At 55.2% G+C, this 17,658-nt stretch carries 14 protein-coding genes; 5 read left to right on the top strand and 9 right to left on the bottom strand.

The annotated features are described in order from the left end of the window. The first annotated feature begins 17 nt into the window (after positions 1 to 17). On the top strand, positions 18 to 1,658 hold the full coding sequence (gene pgm, locus KE671_RS08090; RefSeq protein WP_152405470.1) for a phosphoglucomutase (alpha-D-glucose-1,6-bisphosphate-dependent): 1,641 nt from the start codon (positions 18 to 20) through the stop codon (positions 1,656 to 1,658). Between the two features lie 54 nt (positions 1,659 to 1,712). Here pgm and potE read toward each other — a convergent pair whose 3' ends face one another. The 9 genes from potE to kdpF all read right to left on the bottom strand — a co-directional run bounded on the left by potE (position 1,713) and on the right by kdpF (position 13,641). Further along, on the bottom strand, positions 1,713 to 3,032 hold the full coding sequence (potE, locus tag KE671_RS08085) for a putrescine-ornithine antiporter (RefSeq protein WP_206162488.1): 1,320 nt from the start codon (positions 3,030 to 3,032) through the stop codon (positions 1,713 to 1,715). Next, entirely contained in the window at positions 3,029 to 5,227 is a 2,199-nt protein-coding gene (gene speF / locus KE671_RS08080; protein WP_206162487.1) for an ornithine decarboxylase SpeF, read from the bottom strand. The genes potE and speF overlap by 4 nt, the downstream gene beginning before the upstream one ends. Before the next feature lie 256 nt (positions 5,228 to 5,483). Beyond that, complete coding sequence (gene speFL / locus KE671_RS08075) at positions 5,484 to 5,588, bottom strand: leader peptide SpeFL (RefSeq protein WP_114149115.1); 105 nt, start codon at positions 5,586 to 5,588, stop codon at positions 5,484 to 5,486. A gap of 279 nt (positions 5,589 to 5,867) precedes the next feature. Further along, positions 5,868 to 6,545, bottom strand: coding sequence for a two-component system response regulator KdpE (gene kdpE / locus KE671_RS08070; protein ID WP_061076848.1), 678 nt, complete (start codon positions 6,543 to 6,545; stop codon positions 5,868 to 5,870). Beyond that, entirely contained in the window at positions 6,542 to 9,229 is a 2,688-nt protein-coding gene (gene kdpD, locus KE671_RS08065; protein ID WP_206162783.1) for a two-component system sensor histidine kinase KdpD, read from the bottom strand. Before kdpD ends, kdpE begins: the two co-directional genes overlap by 4 nt. Continuing rightward, a complete protein-coding gene (kdpC, locus tag KE671_RS08060) occupies positions 9,229 to 9,795 on the bottom strand; it encodes a potassium-transporting ATPase subunit KdpC (protein WP_206162486.1) in 567 nt (188 codons plus the stop codon). Before kdpC ends, kdpD begins: the two co-directional genes overlap by 1 nt. A gap of 8 nt (positions 9,796 to 9,803) precedes the next feature. After that, the gene (gene kdpB / locus KE671_RS08055; RefSeq protein WP_206162485.1) at positions 9,804 to 11,852 is read right to left on the bottom strand and encodes a potassium-transporting ATPase subunit KdpB; all 2,049 of its coding nucleotides are present in this window, start codon (positions 11,850 to 11,852) and stop codon (positions 9,804 to 9,806) included. 20 nt (positions 11,853 to 11,872) lie between these two features. Further along, on the bottom strand, positions 11,873 to 13,552 hold the full coding sequence (gene kdpA / locus KE671_RS08050; RefSeq protein ID WP_206162484.1) for a potassium-transporting ATPase subunit KdpA: 1,680 nt from the start codon (positions 13,550 to 13,552) through the stop codon (positions 11,873 to 11,875). Beyond that, positions 13,552 to 13,641, bottom strand: coding sequence for a K(+)-transporting ATPase subunit F (kdpF, locus tag KE671_RS08045; RefSeq protein ID WP_042285393.1), 90 nt, complete (start codon positions 13,639 to 13,641; stop codon positions 13,552 to 13,554). Before kdpF ends, kdpA begins: the two co-directional genes overlap by 1 nt. Positions 13,642 to 13,949: 308 nt before the next feature. On the opposite strand from kdpF, the gene KE671_RS08040 reads away from it, so the two are divergent. From KE671_RS08040 to ybgI, 4 genes are all read left to right on the top strand, one after another. Beyond that, a complete protein-coding gene (locus KE671_RS08040) occupies positions 13,950 to 14,156 on the top strand; it encodes a YbfA family protein (protein WP_206162483.1) in 207 nt (68 codons plus the stop codon). 93 nt (positions 14,157 to 14,249) lie between these two features. Beyond that, complete coding sequence (locus KE671_RS08035; RefSeq protein ID WP_206162482.1) at positions 14,250 to 15,203, top strand: YbgA family protein; 954 nt, start codon at positions 14,250 to 14,252, stop codon at positions 15,201 to 15,203. A gap of 21 nt (positions 15,204 to 15,224) precedes the next feature. Next, positions 15,225 to 16,643, top strand: coding sequence for a deoxyribodipyrimidine photo-lyase (gene phrB / locus KE671_RS08030; RefSeq protein WP_206162481.1), 1,419 nt, complete (start codon positions 15,225 to 15,227; stop codon positions 16,641 to 16,643). A 176-nt stretch (positions 16,644 to 16,819) separates the two neighbouring features. Continuing rightward, the gene (gene ybgI / locus KE671_RS08025) at positions 16,820 to 17,563 is read left to right on the top strand and encodes a type 2 GTP cyclohydrolase I (RefSeq protein ID WP_206162782.1); all 744 of its coding nucleotides are present in this window, start codon (positions 16,820 to 16,822) and stop codon (positions 17,561 to 17,563) included. The last annotated feature ends 95 nt before the right edge of the window (positions 17,564 to 17,658 follow it).

Genomic DNA, 17,658 nt, shown 5'->3' with positions numbered 1-17,658 from the left:
CAGAGAAGGACCAGGCAATGGCAATCCACGACCGCGCAGGCAAACCTGCGCAACAGAGTGATTTGATTAACGTCGCGCAACTGACGGCTCAATACTATGTACTGAAGCCCGCAAAAGGAAATGCGGAACACGCGGTGAAGTTCGGCACCTCCGGACACCGTGGCAGTGCAGGCCGTCATAGTTTCAACGAGCCCCATATTCTGGCGATTGCGCAGGCTATCGCGGAAGAACGTGCGAAAAACGGCATTACGGGGCCGTGCTACGTGGGCAAAGATACCCATGCACTGTCCGAACCGGCGTTTATCTCCGTACTTGAAGTGCTCGCAGCGAACGGTGTCGACGTGATTGTTCAGGAGAACAACGGTTTTACCCCAACGCCCGCGGTTTCGAATGCCATTCTGGTCCACAACAAAAAAGGTGGGCCGCTGGCTGACGGTATTGTGATTACCCCGTCCCACAACCCGCCGGAAGATGGTGGCATTAAATACAACCCGCCTAACGGTGGCCCGGCAGATACCAACGTCACGAAAGTGGTGGAAGATCGCGCGAATGCGCTGCTGGCTGACGATCTGAAAGGCGTGAAGCGTATTTCTCTGGATGCGGCGCTGGCGTCCGGTCATGTCAAAGAGCAGGACCTGGTACAGCCGTTCGTTGAGGGACTGGCGGATATCGTCGATATGGCGGCGATTCAGAAAGCCGGTCTGACGCTGGGCGTGGATCCGCTCGGCGGTTCCGGCATCGAATACTGGAAGCGTATCGCTGAACATTACAAACTCAATCTGACTATCGTAAACGATCAGGTTGATCAGACTTTCCGCTTTATGCATCTTGATAAAGATGGCGCGATCCGTATGGACTGCTCCTCCGAATGTGCCATGGCCGGTTTGCTGGCGCTGCGCGATAAGTTCGACCTGGCGTTCGCCAACGATCCGGATTATGACCGTCACGGTATCGTCACCCCGGCAGGGCTGATGAATCCGAATCACTACCTGGCGGTGGCTATCAACTACCTGTTCCAGCATCGTCCGCAGTGGGGTAAAGAGGTGGCTGTCGGTAAGACGCTGGTCTCTTCGGCAATGATTGACCGCGTGGTTAACGATCTGGGTCGTAAACTGGTCGAAGTCCCGGTGGGCTTTAAATGGTTTGTTGATGGTCTGTTTGACGGCAGCTTTGGCTTTGGCGGAGAAGAGAGCGCGGGGGCATCCTTCCTGCGTTTCGACGGTACGCCGTGGTCTACCGATAAAGACGGGATCATCATGTGCCTGCTGGCGGCGGAAATTACAGCCGTCACCGGGAAAAACCCGCAGGAGCACTACAATGAGCTTGCGGCCCGTTTTGGCGCGCCGAGCTACAACCGTCTGCAGGCAGGCGCAACGTCGGCACAGAAAGCGGCGCTGTCTAAACTGTCTCCGGAGATGGTTAGTGCCAGTACGCTGGCCGGTGACCCGATCACCGCACGTCTGACGGCAGCACCGGGTAATGGAGCGTCGATTGGCGGTCTGAAGGTGATGACCGATAACGGTTGGTTCGCGGCACGTCCGTCTGGTACCGAAGATGCCTACAAGATCTATTGCGAGAGCTTCCTTGGTGAAGAGCATCGCAAGCAGATCGAGAAGGAAGCGGTCGAAATCGTCAGCGAAGTGCTGAAAAACGCCTGAGTTACCACTGAATTAAAAAAGGAGCCGAAAGGCTCCTTTTTTGTTTAGCTAGCTTTAACTGTGCTTATTTTTCAACTCAAAGCGTGGTGATACCAGGCCGTACAGCGTCCAGCCGAGGAAGGTCACGATGGAACCATACAACATCGCTTCTTCACCTGACGAGTAGAGCGCATAGAAGCTGTACATCGCACCGATGAAGGCGACAAAGTTTGCCGTTTTTGCTTTTGCAGCAGGCACATTCGCCACTCTCTGAATGATCACCAGCGCGGCCATCGACAGAATATACGGAATGATATTTGTCACCACGGCCAGGTTGACCAGCACGTTAAACTGGCTGTTCAGCGACGGACTGATGGTCATTAGCGATAAGCCGCTCTGGATGATGACGATCGTCAACATTCCCTGAACCGGCGCATCGACTTTGGTCACGCGAGAAAAGATTTTCGGGAAATAGCCTTCATCGGCAGAGGATTTAAAGACCTGCGCAATGGTGAACTGCCAGCCAAGCAGTGAACCGCAGCAGGACATGATCATCAGCGCCATGATCACTTTACCCACTTCTGGAGTGAACATCTGAGCAAACGCCAGGCCAAATGGCGCGGTGGAGTTCGCCAGATCCATATTCGGCACAATCCCGGCAATCACGTTGGTGGAGACGATGTAGATCACCGCCGCGCCCAGCGTCCCGCCCAGTACAGCAATCGGTACGTTTTTTTCTGGGTTTTCCACCACTTCCGCGTTCGCACAGGCGGACTCCAGACCAAGGAACGCCCACAGCGTCATCGCGATAGACGAACCGACAGCGGTAAAGAACGGTACGTGATGCGGGTTCCACGAGTTGGCGTACAGCGTTGGGCTAAACCAGAACCAGCCGATGATGCACAGACCGACAACCGGAATGATCACCCCCCAGACAGTGATGCTGCTGATCTGACCGGTAATGCGCGCACCGCCAAAGTTAGCGACCGTACAGATCCACAGTACGCCGATGGTAGCGAGACCGATTTGCACCGGGGAGAGTGTGGCGCCGAAAAGTTCGGTACCGTAGCCCACAGCGGAGATCGCGATGGCGACGTTGGCAATCAACAGCGATACCCCATAGGTGTAGTTCGCCATGAAATTGCCGGATTTACCAAACGCATATTCCGCGTACCCACCCATGCCGCCTGATTTGCGGCTGAACATTCCGCACTTGGCGAATGCCCAGGCCAGCGCCATGGAACCGACGGCTGTCACCAGCCAGGAGATAATCGAAATGGTGCCGACTTCAGCCAGTTTGGTCGGCAGCATGATGATCCCGGAGCCCATCATATTGACCATGGTCAGAATGGTAAGCTGCATCACGCCCATTTTATTGGATTTGGATTTACTCATAATGCTTCTCCTTTCAACAGGCCGTTCTGTGCTTCACGCGGTTTAATCACGTAGCACCACACCTGTTTGCGACCATCACACTCTTCGAGGTACACACCCTGAAGTTCCGGCGCGAAACCGGGCAGCAGGTTGATCCCTTCTTCCAGCGCGCTGAAATAACGCAGTACCGCACCGCCCCAGACTTCGCCTGGAACTACGCACAGTACGCCCGGCGGGTAAGGAAGCGCGCCTTCAGCGGCAATACGACCTTCGGCCTCTGGGAGCGGCACCAGATCGACTTCACCGCGCAGATAGGCGTAGTTGGCATCCTGTGGGTTCATGCTGACGCGTGGGAAATGTGACTTACGGAACATCTCTTTTTGCAGTTGCTTCACGTTATGACGCGCATACAGGTCGTGCATCTCCTGGCATAGCTGGCGCAGGGTGTAACCGGCATAGCGCGCTTCGTGCTGTTTGTAGATAGACGGCAGTACCTCGGCTAGCGGCGCGTCAGACTCCAGCAGTCGCTCGAAGCGCACCAGCAGGGCGACGAGCTGCTGCAGTTTCGCCATGTCTTCCGCTGGGGTCAGCAGGAACAGGATTGAGTTGAGGTCGCATTTTTCCGGGACCACGCCATTTTCACGCAGGAAGTTGGCCAGGATAGTCGCCGGGACGCCGAAGGTATCGTATTCGCCATTGCGTGCGTTGATGCCCGGCGTGGTCAGCAGCAGTTTGCAAGGGTCAACAAAGTACTGATGCTCGGCATAACCTTCAAACGCATGCCAGTGTTCACCGGGAACGAAGTGGAAGAAACGCAGGTCGTTGGCGATCTCCGCAGTCGGATAAGACTGCCACGGTTTGCCATCAACCAATTCCGGCACAAACGGACGGATATGGTGGCAGTTATCGAGGATCAGTTTACGCGCGTCGATACCATTGGCGACGCAATCCATCCACATATTGCGCCCGCTGACGCCTTCGTGCATTTTGGCGTTAATATCCAACGCCGCAAACAGCGGGTAGAACGGGCTGGTAGAGGCGTGCATCATGAACGCATTATTCATGCGTTTATGGGGCACATAGCGTGACTGTCCTTTGATATGGCTGTCTTTTTTGTGAATTTGTGAGGTTTGGGAAAAGCCCGCTTGCTGCTTGTGAACGGACTGCGTCACCAGAATACCCGGATCGTTTTCGTTCAGTTCCAGCAGAAGCGGCGAACAATCCGCCATCATCGGGATAAACTGCTCATAGCCCACCCAGGCGGAGTCGAACAAGATGTAATCGCAAAGGTGACCAATCTTATCCACCACCTGACGCGCGTTATAAATCGTGCCGTCGTAGGTCCCTAACTGGATAACCGCAAGACGGAATGGACGTGCGTCGCGAGTGCGCTGCGGCGCCACTTCACTGACCAGTTCGCGCAGGTAGTTCTCTTCAAAACAATGGGCATCGATCCCGCCGATAAAGCCGTACGGGTTACGTGCGGTTTCCAGATACACCGGCGTTGCGCCCGCCTGCAGTAACGCGCCGTGGTGGTTTGACTTATGGTTGTTACGGTCGAAGAGCACCAGATCGCCGGGAGTCAGCAGCGCGTTCAGCACCACTTTGTTGGATGAGGACGTTCCGTTCAACACAAAGTAAGTTTTATCCGCATTAAAGACTTTCGCCGCGTGTTGCTGAGCGATGCATGGCGCGCCTTCGTGGATCAGCAAATCGCCCATTGCCACGTCGGCGTTGCACAGGTCAGAGCGGAAAAGCATTTCGCCAAAATACTCCACGAACTGATTACCTGCCGGGTGACGACGGAAAAACTCGCCCCCCTGATGTCCGGGGCAGTCAAATGCGCTATTTCCCTGGTTAACGTAGTCAACCAGCGCGCGGAAGAAAGGAGGACGTAATTGCGTTTCATAATGGCTTGCAGCGGTTTCTAACTGACGACCATAGAAAGCGGTGCGGGCTTCATTGCATTCGAATACGCCCGAAATGCGTGGCAGATGTTCCGCCGGTACACGCTCTTCCTCTTCTGCTGCGATAAACACGGGAATGCCGTAGCCGGTCGCGTCAATTTCATCGAGTTTCCCACGTTCAATATCATTGACAGACAACACCACGGCAGCCACGTCAATAAAATTACTTTCATCAACATTCACAATCGTGCGTTGTGTAGAAAAACAGTCAGGGCAAGAACGACTCACGGCAATTTTTAATTCAGACATTTTCATCTCTTTATTTTCAGGTAATAGCAGGTCCTCAATTTCTCGAATGAGAAACTGATAACGCCGGAATAAAAGCAACGTTTGTCCCCTGATAAATAAATCAGTAAATTGCTTTTTTTAGGATGCAAAAAACCTTACCTGTCCGGTTACAGGCAAATCAAGGTTTAAGCAGTGTGAGCACTGAGGAATACAGGCGTGAGCCTGTGATACAGCGAGTCAGGAAGACCTGTATGCTGGAGTGCCCATAGTCGAAAGACTAACGGGCATTAAAGAAATGAAAGTCAAAGCTATTACGGTGGGCAAACATCATAATATGTGTTGTTCGCCTGATATGGGGCATTGTACGACTATTGTTTTCCATTTTGATTACCTTTTCTGTATCAGTAGAAGGTGAAGGTATTTTATCCAGGAAATGGCGCTATTCTGTGAAGAAGATCAATATTGAACGATCATTTTCAAAATATTTAGTCGCGAATTATGCATATCGTGCGATAAGCTACGGCATTGTTGTTTATATGTTATAAATATGTTTTTTAATATATTTATTAAGATTTTTCTTGCGTCGATAAATATATAAATCGCGCCACAAGAAATGACTAAAATATTATTTATGGTTTATTTAAAATAAATGAATAACCATTCACGGCATAAAACGATAGCCAATGCCGGTTTCGGTAATAAAATGGCGTGGTCGCGCGGGATCGAGCTCCAGTTTCTGTCGCAGGTGCCCCATATAAATACGCAAATAATGGCTGTGCTCGACGGCGTTTGGCCCCCAGACCTGGTTCAACAACTGGCGCTGAGTCAACACTTTTCCGGCATTGTTGAGCAACACGGCCAGCAGGCGAAATTCAATCGGCGTTAAATGGATTTCTGTTTCACCGCGATGAATCAGATGCGCGGCGAGATCCACTACCACATCGGAAAAGCGCACTACCGGTTCGGGAGAGGGAGTGGCGGAATGACGGCGCAGGGCAACGCGCAGGCGTGCCTGTAACTCGCCAATACCAAAAGGTTTGCTCAGATAGTCGTCGGCCCCCGCATCCAGCGCGGCAATTTTGTCGCTCTCCTCGCTGCGGGCAGAAAGCACGATCACCGGGACGGCGCTCCACTGTCGCAGGTCGCGAATGAAATCAATGCCGTCGCCATCCGGCAGACCGAGATCGAGAATAATAAGATCGGGCTTGCGCGTTGCCGCTTCCAGTAAACCGCGCTGAAGGGTCTCGGCGTCGTATACGCGCAGCCCATCGGCTTCCAGCGCGGTACGCAGAAAGCGGCGAATGGCCTGCTCATCTTCAACAATCAGAACGTTTGTCACATATCCTCATGAAAATTTTCAAGTTCTGGCGGAGCCTCTTGCCGCAGTGTAACACGGAAGCAGGCGCCGCCCTGAGGGCGATTATAGACGGCAATTGCCCCGCCGTGCACTTCCACTATCGCCCGACAGATGGCCAGCCCCAGCCCGACACCAGGCACCGCGGACTCTTTATTCCCCCGGGAGAATTTATCGAAAACGTGCTGTTCCTGACCTTGTGGGATGCCCGGCCCATTATCCCAGACGTCGAGTTGCAGATGCTCGTCTTCAACGTGCGCGTCGATGCCGATCTCCGCCTGCGGTCCGGCATACTTGATGGCATTTTCCAGCAGGTTAATCAGCACCCGTTCGAACAGCGGGCCATCGACGTGAATGAGGGTCAGTGGCGCGGGCAAGGAGAGGTTGACAGGATGAATCAGACCGGGCTCGAGCATTTTCAGCGCACTGCCCACCACTTCTTCCAGCGTCAGCCACTCTTTTTTAAGGTTAAAACCACCGGACTGAATCCGTGCCATATCCAACAGATTATTCACCAGACGGGTCGTATTCAGTATGTGCTGGCGAATTTCGCTGGCCTGTCTGGCATGTGAAGAGCCTTCACTGGCGAGGTCGAGGGTGAGAATTTCCGCCTGACCAAACAATACGGTCAGCGGGGTACGCAGGTCGTGAGACAGTGCCGCGAGCAGGGCGTTGCGCAGGCTTTCCCGCTCGCTGGCCAACCGTGCCAGCTCTTCGCTGGCCGTTAAGGTCAGGCGTTCCAGCGCATTCGCCACCAGCAGGGTAAAGGTTTCCAGCAGTCGTTGCTGTTCGGGGATCATCAACTGGCGCAGATTGCCCGGTTCGACAACGACCAGACCGTGTGTTTTGTCTGCGCTGCGTAACGGCAGGATCTGGTATGGCACGCCGGGCAGAGTATCGGTGCCGGCACCTGCCGGTAACCCTTTATCAAAGCTCCAGCGGGCAATTGCATCATCCCAGGGCGTCATTCCCTGCTGGTGGGTGAGGGCGACCAGTTTTCCCTCTTCATTTGGCAACAAAATCTGGCTGCGGGCGTGAAAGGTGGAGGCGATAAATTGCTCGCTGGTGCTGGCGATATCCTGTGCGCTGCGTCCCATCGCCAGTGCTTTCGACATCTCATAAAGATGACGTGTGCGCTGTTCCCGGTAGCGCGCAACGCGTGCCTGATAACGCACCCCTGCCGTCAGGTTACCCACGACCAGTCCGACCGTCAGCATGACGCCGAAGGTGAGGAGATACTGTACGTCCGAGACGGCGAGCGTGCCGCGCGGCGCGATGAAGAACAGATCAAAGCTGACCACGCTAATAAAAGTGGCAAATACCGACGGCCAGCGACCATAGAAGAGGGCGATGACCACCACGCCGAGCAGATAGAGCATCACCAGGTTTGCGGCATCAAAAGCGGCCAGCCACTGGCTGGCAATAAAAGTCGTGAGGGCGCAGAGGGCAACGGCGACCAGTCCACCCTGAATTTGTACGCGCCATTTGTCCTTAAAGGTGCGGGTGTCGGGCATCGACGTCAGCACCCGAACCGGCGGTTCGTCCAGGGCGATCACCATCAGATCCAGTTCTGGCGCACGTTTCGCCAGCCGGTCGGCAAAAGAATCGCGATGCCACCAGCGCCGCGTGGTCGTCCGCCCCAGTACAATTTTTCCCAGATTATGCTCACGGGCGTAGCGGACTACCGCTTTATCTTCACTGGGATCGGAAAGCGTGGCGGTTTCCGCGCCTAACTCTTGCGCCAGTCGCAGGGCGTGCAAAATATTACGCCGCTGCTTTTCGGGCAGGCGATGCAGCGCGGGGGTTTCGACATAGACGGCGTGCCAGACGCTGCCCAGTCGCGACGCCAGACGCGCGGCGGTGCGCACCAGTTTTTCACTGCCGGTGTTGTGACCAATGCAGAGCAGAATGGCGTCGCGGGTATGCCAGACCTTCTCTTCACCTGGGCGGCCCCGCCATGCGCGCATCTGATCGTCCACCCGATCGGCTGTGCGACGCAGCGCCAGCTCGCGCAGCGCAATTAAATTGCCTTTACGGAAAAAGTGCTCGATGGCGCGCTCGGCCTGTCCGGCGATATAAACTTTGCCCTCTTTGAGGCGCTGGCGCAGATCGTCAGGAGGTAAATCGACCAGCACCACCTCGTCGGCAGCGTCAAAAAACGGATCCGGTACGGTTTCGCGCACCTGAATCCCGGTCACGCCGCTGACCACATCGTTCAGGCTTTCGAGATGCTGCACGTTAACGGTGGTAAAGACATCGATACCGGCATCGAGCAGTTCTTCGATATCCTGCCAGCGTTTGGGATGGCGCGAGCCTGGCGCGTTACTGTGCGCCAGTTCATCCATTAAGATCAGTGCCGGACGGCGGGCGAGCGCCGCATCGAGATCGAACTCGCTGATATGACGTCCGTGGCGCGCCAGGCGTTTCAACGGCAGAATGCTGAGACCGTCCAGCAGGGCGGCGGTCTCTTTGCGTCCGTGGGTCTCCACTATGCCAATCAGGATGTCGAGTCCCTGTGCGCGCAGGCGCTGGGCTTCCGCCAGCATTGACCAGGTTTTCCCGACGCCCGCACAGGCACCGAAGAAAATTTTTAGTTTTCCCCGATGTGGAGCAGCCGCCTGCTCCAGCAGGCGATCGGGATCGGGGCGTGCCGGTTCATCATTGACCATCACAGCTTATCCAGCGCTAAATTAAGTTCGACAATATTCACGACCGGTTGACCGATAAAGCTCACCAGCGGTTTCTGCGTGTATTCTGCAACCAGTTGCGTCACCTGTTCAATGGTGAGATGGCGGGCCTGGGCCACACGTGGGATTTGCCACGCCACCGCGGCGGGGGTCAGGTTGTTGTCCAGACCGCTCGCGGAGGCAGTCACCAGTTCTACTGGTACGCTACGACTGGCCTGCGGGTTGGTAGCACGCAGAGCGTCGATCCGGCTTTGCAATTGTTTATCCAGCTCCGGGTTGCTGGCGGCGAGATTACTGCCGCCAGATGCCATGGGATTATAGGGCATTTCAGCGGTAGCCGACGGTCGTCCCTGGAAATAGCCTTCAGAGGTAAAATTCTGCCCGATCAGTGCAGAACCCCGCACTCCGTGCTCATCCCGAATCAGTGAACCGTTGGCCTGATGCGGGAACCACCATTGCCCCAGCGCGGTGGTCAGCAGCGGATACACGCCGCCTGTCAGCAGCAGCAGGAAAAGCATTGTTGAAAACAACGGACGTAAGCCACTCATCAGACACCTCACACCAGACCCAGCAGGGTCAGCAGTAAATCAATCACTTTGATACCGATAAACGGCACCACCAGACCACCCAGTCCGTAAATCCACAGGTTACGGCGCAGCATGGCGGACGCGGAAAGCGGTTTGTAGCTCACGCCTTTCAGCGCCAGCGGGATCAGAAAGACAATGATCAAGGCGTTAAAAATTACCGCGCTCAGGATGGCCGAATCAGGCGAATGCAGACGCATAATGTTCAGCGCATTTAACTGTGGGTAGGTCGCGGCACAAGCGGCCGGAATGATCGCGAAGTACTTCGCCACGTCGTTGGCGATACTGAAGGTGGTCAGTGAACCGCGCGTCATCAACATCTGTTTGCCGATGTGCACTACTTCAATAAGCTTGGTCGGGTTGGAATCAAGATCGACCATGTTGCCCGCTTCTTTTGCTGCCTGCGTACCGGAGTTCATGGCAACCGCCACATCAGCCTGCGCCAGCGCCGGCGCGTCGTTAGTACCATCCCCGGTCATCGCCACTAAGCGACCTTCCGCCTGATACTGACGGATGAGCGCCAGCTTGGCTTCCGGTGTCGCTTCGGCAAGGAAGTCATCTACACCCGCCTCGGCGGCGATGGCGGCGGCGGTCAGGCGGTTATCGCCGGTTATCATCACCGTTTTAATCCCCATTTTACGCAACTGGGCAAAACGCTCTTTTATCCCGCCTTTGACGATATCTTTCAGCGCGATCACGCCTAACACCCGGGAACCTTCCACCACCACGAGCGGCGTAGCTCCCAGACGGGCAACGCTGTCCACTTTCTGCTCGACATCCGCCGGGAACTGCCCACCGCTCGCCTCGACATGACGGCGGATGGCGTCAACGGAGCCTTTACGAATCATCCGGTTGTCGATGTTAATGCCGCTCATACGACTCTGGGCAGTAAAGGGGACGAAAGTGGCATGCAGCGACTGCACGTCACGTTCACGCAGATTAAAGCGCTGCTTGGCGAGGATCACGATACTGCGACCTTCCGGCGTCTCATCGGCTAATGAAGAGAGCTGTGCGGCGTCGGCCAGCGTTTTTTCATCGACACCCTGCGCAGGCAGGAAGTCCGAGGCCTGACGGTTACCGAGCGTAATGGTGCCGGTTTTGTCCAGCAGCAGCACGTCCACGTCGCCTGCGGCTTCCACTGCGCGTCCGCTGGTGGCGATGACGTTCGCACCGAGCATACGGCTCATTCCGGCGACACCAATTGCGGAGAGCAACCCGCCGATTGTTGTCGGGATCAGGCAAACCAGCAGGGCGACCAGCACCGTGACGCTGACCGCGTGACCGCCCCAGGCAGAAAACGGCCACAGCGTTGCGGTTGCCAGCAAAAAGACAATCGTCAGGGCGACCAGCAGAATAGTCAGGGCGATCTCGTTGGGCGTTTTACGGCGCTGGGCGCCTTCGACCATGGCGATCATCCGGTCAAGGAAGGTTTCACCGGGGTTCACGCTACATTCGATTACCAGCCAGTCGGAGAGAATGCGCGTCCCGCCGGTCACCGAGGCGAAATCGCCGCCGGATTCGCGAATGACCGGCGCGGACTCGCCGGTGATGGCGCTTTCATCTACGGAGGCACCGCCTTCAATCACTTCGCCGTCACAGGGAATGATATCGCCTGCTTCCACCAACACGATGTCGCCTTTACGCAGCTCATCGGCCGGGACGTGATCCATTTTTGCGCCGTACTTCGGCTCACGCAGTTTGCGGGCAAAAGCCGTCTTTTTTACCCCTTTGAGGCTGTTAGCCTGCGCCTTACTGCGTCCCTCGGCGAGCGCTTCAGCAAAGTTGGCAAACAGTACGGTTACCCACAACCACAAACTGATCGCTCCGGTAAACAGCGTGCTACCCGTCATCTGTCCTGTCGCCATCGCAACGGTAATCACGGTGGTCAGGAGGCTGCCAATCCAGACGATGAACATCACCGGATTACGCCACTGGGTGTGTGGGCTTAATTTTTTCACTGCGTCCATCAGCGCCTGAGCGACCAGGGACGGTTCGAACAGCGCCAGTTGTTTGCGACTCATAACATTGTGCTCCGCATCGCTCAGCGTAAGGAAAGGTGTTCAGCCACTGGGCCAAGCGCCAGTGCAGGAATAAAGGTCAGGGCGCCGACTAACAGCACCGTACCGATCAGCAAGCCGATAAATAGCGCGCCGTGGGTTGCCAGCGTGCCTGGACTGGCCGGTTGGCTTTTTTTCGCCACCAGCGAGCCGGCAATGGCCATCACCGGGATGATGACCCCGAAGCGTCCGACAAACATGCAGAATGCCAGCAGGCAGTTCCAGAACGGGGTGTTGGCGCTCAGACCGGCAAAGGCGCTGCCGTTGTTGTTGGCCGCTGAAGAGACGGCGTATAGCACTTCGCTAAAGCCGTGCGGGCCGGGGTTGAGCATGGCACTGCGCCCCGCCCCGGTCATCATGGCGAGCGCGGTGCCGAGTAAAACGAGGGCTGGGGTCACCAGAATCGCCAGTGCGGTCATTTTCATCTCGCGAACGTCGATTTTTTTGCCCAGGTATTCTGGCGTGCGGCCAATCATCAGCCCGGCGATAAACACCGCCAGCAGCACGAACAGCAGCATGCCGTAAAGACCCGAACCCACGCCGCCGAACACCACTTCACCAATCTGCATCAACCACATTGGCACAATGCCGCCGAGTGCGGTAAACGAATCATGCATGGCGATCACTGCCCCACATGAGGCCGCGGTTGTCACCACCGCAAACAGGCTGCTTACCAGCACGCCAAAGCGGCTCTCTTTGCCTTCCATATTGAGACTGGAATCAGCACCCCATTGCAGCAGATGCGGATTCCCCTGAACCTCTGCCCACATCACCACGGCAACGCAAACGATAAAGATGAGCGACATGGCCCATAGCAGCATCCGTCCCTGACGACGGTCGCCTGTCGCGTCACCAAAGGCGAAACAAAGCGCGGCTGGAATTAAAAAGATCGCCAGCATCTGTACCATGTTGGTCAGTGCAGTTGGGTTTTCAAACGGGTGCGCCGAGTTGGCGTTAAAGAAGCCACCGCCGTTGGTTCCCAGCATCTTGATGGCTTCCTGCGAGGCCACTGGCCCCATCGGCAGCAGTTGCTGCACGCCTTCCAGGGTGGTGAAGGGTTGATAGGGCAGCAGGTTTTGCAGGCTACCTTGCTGAATAAAGAACAGTGCAATCACCAGCGCGATGGGGCATAAGACCCACAGCGTAATGCGTACCAGATCGACCCACGCATTGCCCAGCGTGCTCATGCTCTGGCGCGTAAAGGCGCGGATCAGGGCAAACACCACGGCGATCCCGGTTGCGGCGGATAAAAAATTTTGTACCGTCAGCCCGGCCATCTGACTGAAGTAGCTTAAGGTGGTTTCCCCGCTGTAGGCCTGCCAGTTGGTGTTAGCAACAAAGCTGACTGCGGTGTTGAGCGCCAGATGCCACGACAGGCCAGGCAACTGCTGTGGATTGAGCGGCAGAAGGTTTTGCCACAATAACAACAGAAAAAGAATTACCAGCCCCAGTACGTTCAGGCCGAGGATCGCCAGCAGATACTGCTTCCAGTTCATCTCGTGCGACGAAATGCCGAGCCCGCGCCAGATCAGACGTTCAACGCCTGCCGTACCGGGCAGCGCGATATTGTTGATAAGCCGCGCCAGGCCCGCGCCTAACGGCCTGGCAAGTACGAACAGAATCAGCAGAAAACTGGCGATAAGTAAAAATCCTTGCGCAGCCATCAGAACGCCTCCGCATTGATCAATGCATACACCAGGTAACCTAATAATAAGAAAATCAACACGATGCCGATTATCACGCCTGCACTCACAGTGCACCTCCCGTGGCCTAAATGTGATGAACAAAGCGTAAATATCTGGCTGCAAAGATGTCGCAAAAATCGGTGTCGGGGATGTAAAAAAAGTATAAAAATGGCAAAGACCATTATCTAACTAATGTTTAGTATTAATTTAACTTTCTTGTAACTTAATTACGCGATGAATGTAAATAAAGCTTAAATAGCTAAAAATAAGTGGTCGGATGAGTAGTAAAATTACACGCAAAGCGGTACTATTTTCAGCAGATAACCAATTTGACTTTACCGGTGATGATTACCGGCCAGATAAAGGGGAGAGAATCATGGAGTTGTACAAAGAATATCCAGTACATGTTGTATTGTTGCGCCGTACTTTCGCCGTTGTGGCTGGGGTACTGGCACTGCCGGTAATGCTGTTCTGGAAAGACCGCGCCCGTTTTTACAGCTATTTACATCGTGTCTGGTCAAAAACCAGCGATAAACCGGTGTGGATGGATCAGGCTGAAAAAGCCACCTGCGATTTTTACTAAGACAATCGCATTCAGAAAAACCGCCAACAGCAATGTGGCGGTTTTTTTATGCCTCAGTGTCTACACTTATTTCAGAAATGAAAAGGAGGCATCATGAGCGAGAAAATCCCTGTAGGCATTAGCGCCTGTTTGCTAGGGGAGGCGGTTCGCTTTGATGGTGGACATAAACGCCTGAGCTTTGCAGTCGAAGAGCTTTCACCGTGGGTGCACTTTGAACCCGTCTGTCCGGAAATGGCGATTGGCCTCCCGGTGCCGCGCCCCGCATTGCGTTTAGTCAAAATGGAAGAGGCGATCGCATTGCGTTTCAGCGATCGGCGTGAAGGCGATTTAACTCAGGCCATGACCGCGTTCAGTGAAGAGCGCGTCAGCCGTTTCGAACACCTTTGTGGCTATATTGTCTGTGCGAAATCACCCAGTTGTGGGATGGAGCGCGTTCGTGTTTATGACGCCGATGGGAAAAACAATCGCAAAGCCGGTCGAGGTATCTTCACCTCCGTCCTGATGGCATCTTACCCGTGGCTTCCTGTTGAAGAGGACGGGCGATTGCACGATCCACAATTACGGGAAAATTTTGTTGCGCGGATTTATGCCCTGCATGAATTGCATGGACTGCGTCAACGTGGACTCACGCGTGGCGCGCTGATTGACTACCACAGCCGTTATAAACTTCTGCTGCTGGCCCATTCACAGCCGGAATATCGCGAACTGGGGCGCTTTGTCGCAGCGATACACGAGTGGGAAAGTCTCAATGACTTTTTTATTGAATATCGTCTGCGCCTGATGAAACTGATGTCCCATCCAGCCACCCGACGTAACCATACTAATGTCCTGATGCACGTTCAGGGCTATTTTCGCAAACAACTCAATGCCCGTCAGCGGCAGGAGTTGGCGTCCCTCATTGATGGCTACCGGCGTGCTACGCAGCCGCTGCTTGCGCCTGTGACGCTGCTCAAACACTATATGGCGGAATATCCGGATGCGTATCTCTCCGGGCAACGCTACTTTGATCCCTGGCCAGAAGCCCTGCGACTGCGCTACGGGAGTTGATTTTTTTCTTTCGGGAGTGTTATGTCCACCCATCTGGTCTGGTTTCGCCGCGATCTCCGTTTGCATGACCATCTTGCCCTTGCTGCTGCCTGCCGTCACCGTGCCACGCGCGTCGTGGCGCTGTTTATCTCCACGCCCGGACAGTGGGCAAACCATGAGATGTCACCGCGTCAGGCCGCCTTGATCCAGGCTCAGCTAAACGCCTTACAACAGGCGCTGGCGGAAAAAGGCATTCCGCTGCTCTTTGAAGAGGTCAATGATTTTGCGGCCAGCATTGAAACGGTGAAAGCGGTATGTGAACAGCATAACGTCAGCCATTTGTACTACCACTATCAGTACGAAGTGGATGAACGCGAGCGCGATGCGGCAGTGGAAAGCGCGCTGCCCAATGTGGTTTGCGAAGGGTTCGATGATAGCGTGATCCTGCCGCCAGGTTCGGTGATGACGGGAAACAATGAGATGTATAAAGTCTTCACGCCGTTTAAAAATGCCTGGTTAAAACGGCTAAAGGAAGGGATTCCGGAGTGCGTTTCCGCGCCTGCGCGACGTGAGAGGAATGCGGCTTTGCCATCGTTGTCTCCGCTCACTCTCAACTATCCGCAGCAGGATTTTGACCAGACCCTCTTCCCGGTAGAAGAAAAAAACGTGATTGCCCGGCTACGCCAGTTTTGCCAGCAGGGGGTGAGCGAGTATGACGAGCGTCGTGACTTCCCGGCCATTGAGGGCACCAGTCGTTTATCCGCCAGTCTGGCAACGGGGGGATTATCACCACGTCAGTGTCTGCATCGCCTGCTGGCGGAACAGCCGCAGGCGCTGGACGGCGGCGCGGGCAGCGTCTGGCTAAACGAACTTATCTGGCGTGAGTTTTATTGCCATCTGATGACGTACCATCCTAATTTGTGCAAACACCGCCCTTTTATTCTCTGGACCGATCGCGTGCGCTGGCGGGACAGTGCGGATGATTTACTGGCCTGGCAGGAGGGGAGAACGGGCTATCCGATTGTTGATGCGGCGATGCGACAACTGAACGCCACCGGCTGGATGCACAACCGGCTGCGGATGATTACGGCCAGTTTCCTGGTGAAAGATCTGCTGATCGACTGGCGTAAAGGCGAGCGCTATTTCATGTCACAACTTATTGATGGTGACCTCGCTGCGAATAATGGCGGCTGGCAGTGGGCTGCCTCCACCGGAACCGACGCCGCGCCGTATTTCCGTATTTTTAACCCGACGACGCAGGGCGAAAAGTTCGACAGCGAGGGTGGGTTTATCCGTCAGTGGATCCCGGAACTTAGCGCTGTGCCGGGCAAGGCGATTCACGAGCCGTGGAAATGGGCAATAAAAGAGGGCGTGTCGCTCAACTATCCACAGCCTATTGTCGATCATAAACAGGCACGTCAGGAGACGCTTACCGCCTATGAGGCCGCACGAAAAAGCTGACGGTGACTATGCGGTCAAAATCCCATAACTATTCAGGAAAGGGGGCGTAAACACGCCCCCTTTTTTATGGTGACGGCGGAGGCAATAGTTTCTTAATAGGGCTCATAATTGTCTATCGACGAACAGGCACAGGGACGCTATGTTAACGGAGTGCATAAATAAACAAGGGATCGATGATGAAAAACACCGAACTGGAACAACTGATCAACGAGAAACTGAACAGCGCCGCTATCAGCGACTACGCGCCAAACGGTTTGCAGGTTGAAGGCAAAGAAACGGTGCAGAAAATCGTCACCGGTGTGACCGCCAGTCAGGCGTTACTGGATGAAGCTGTGCGTCTACAGGCCGATGCGGTCATCGTTCATCATGGTTATTTCTGGAAAGGCGAATCCCCGGTGATTCGCGGGATGAAGCGCAATCGCCTGAAAACGCTGCTGACGAATGACATTAACCTCTACGGCTGGCATCTGCCGCTGGATGCGCATCCCGAACTGGGCAACAACGCACAACTGGCGGCCCTGTTGGGGATCACCGTGATGGGGGAAATCGAGCCGCTGGTTCCCTGGGGAGAACTGGCGATGCCGGTTCCTGGGCTGGAACTGGCGTCGTGGATCGAAGCGCGTCTTGGACGCAAACCGCTGTGGTGTGGCGACACCGGGCCGGATACTATCAAACGCGTCGCCTGGTGCACCGGCGGCGGACAAAGCTTCATCGACAGTGCCGCGCAGTCAGGCGTTGACGCTTTTATTACCGGCGAAGTTTCCGAACAAACCATCCACTCTGCCCGTGAACAGGGGCTACATTTTTACGCTGCCGGGCATCACGCCACCGAACGCGGCGGGATCCGTGCGCTCAGCGAATGGCTGACAGAGAACACCGATTTGGATGTGACGTTTATTGATATTCCAAACCCTGCATAATCCGCCTTATAAGGGCTATTTTACTTGCCATTTTGGCCCTGGGCTGTGCTCAAAACCCTCACGTACTCCCTGTACGCTCCGGTTTTTGCGTGCTG

The organism is Citrobacter amalonaticus (assembly GCF_018252635.1).
GTDB classification, from domain to species: Bacteria; Pseudomonadota; Gammaproteobacteria; order Enterobacterales; family Enterobacteriaceae; genus Citrobacter_A; species Citrobacter_A amalonaticus_E.
Note: the sequence above shows the minus strand (reverse complement) of the source record. Positions and strands in the feature narration are given on the sequence as shown.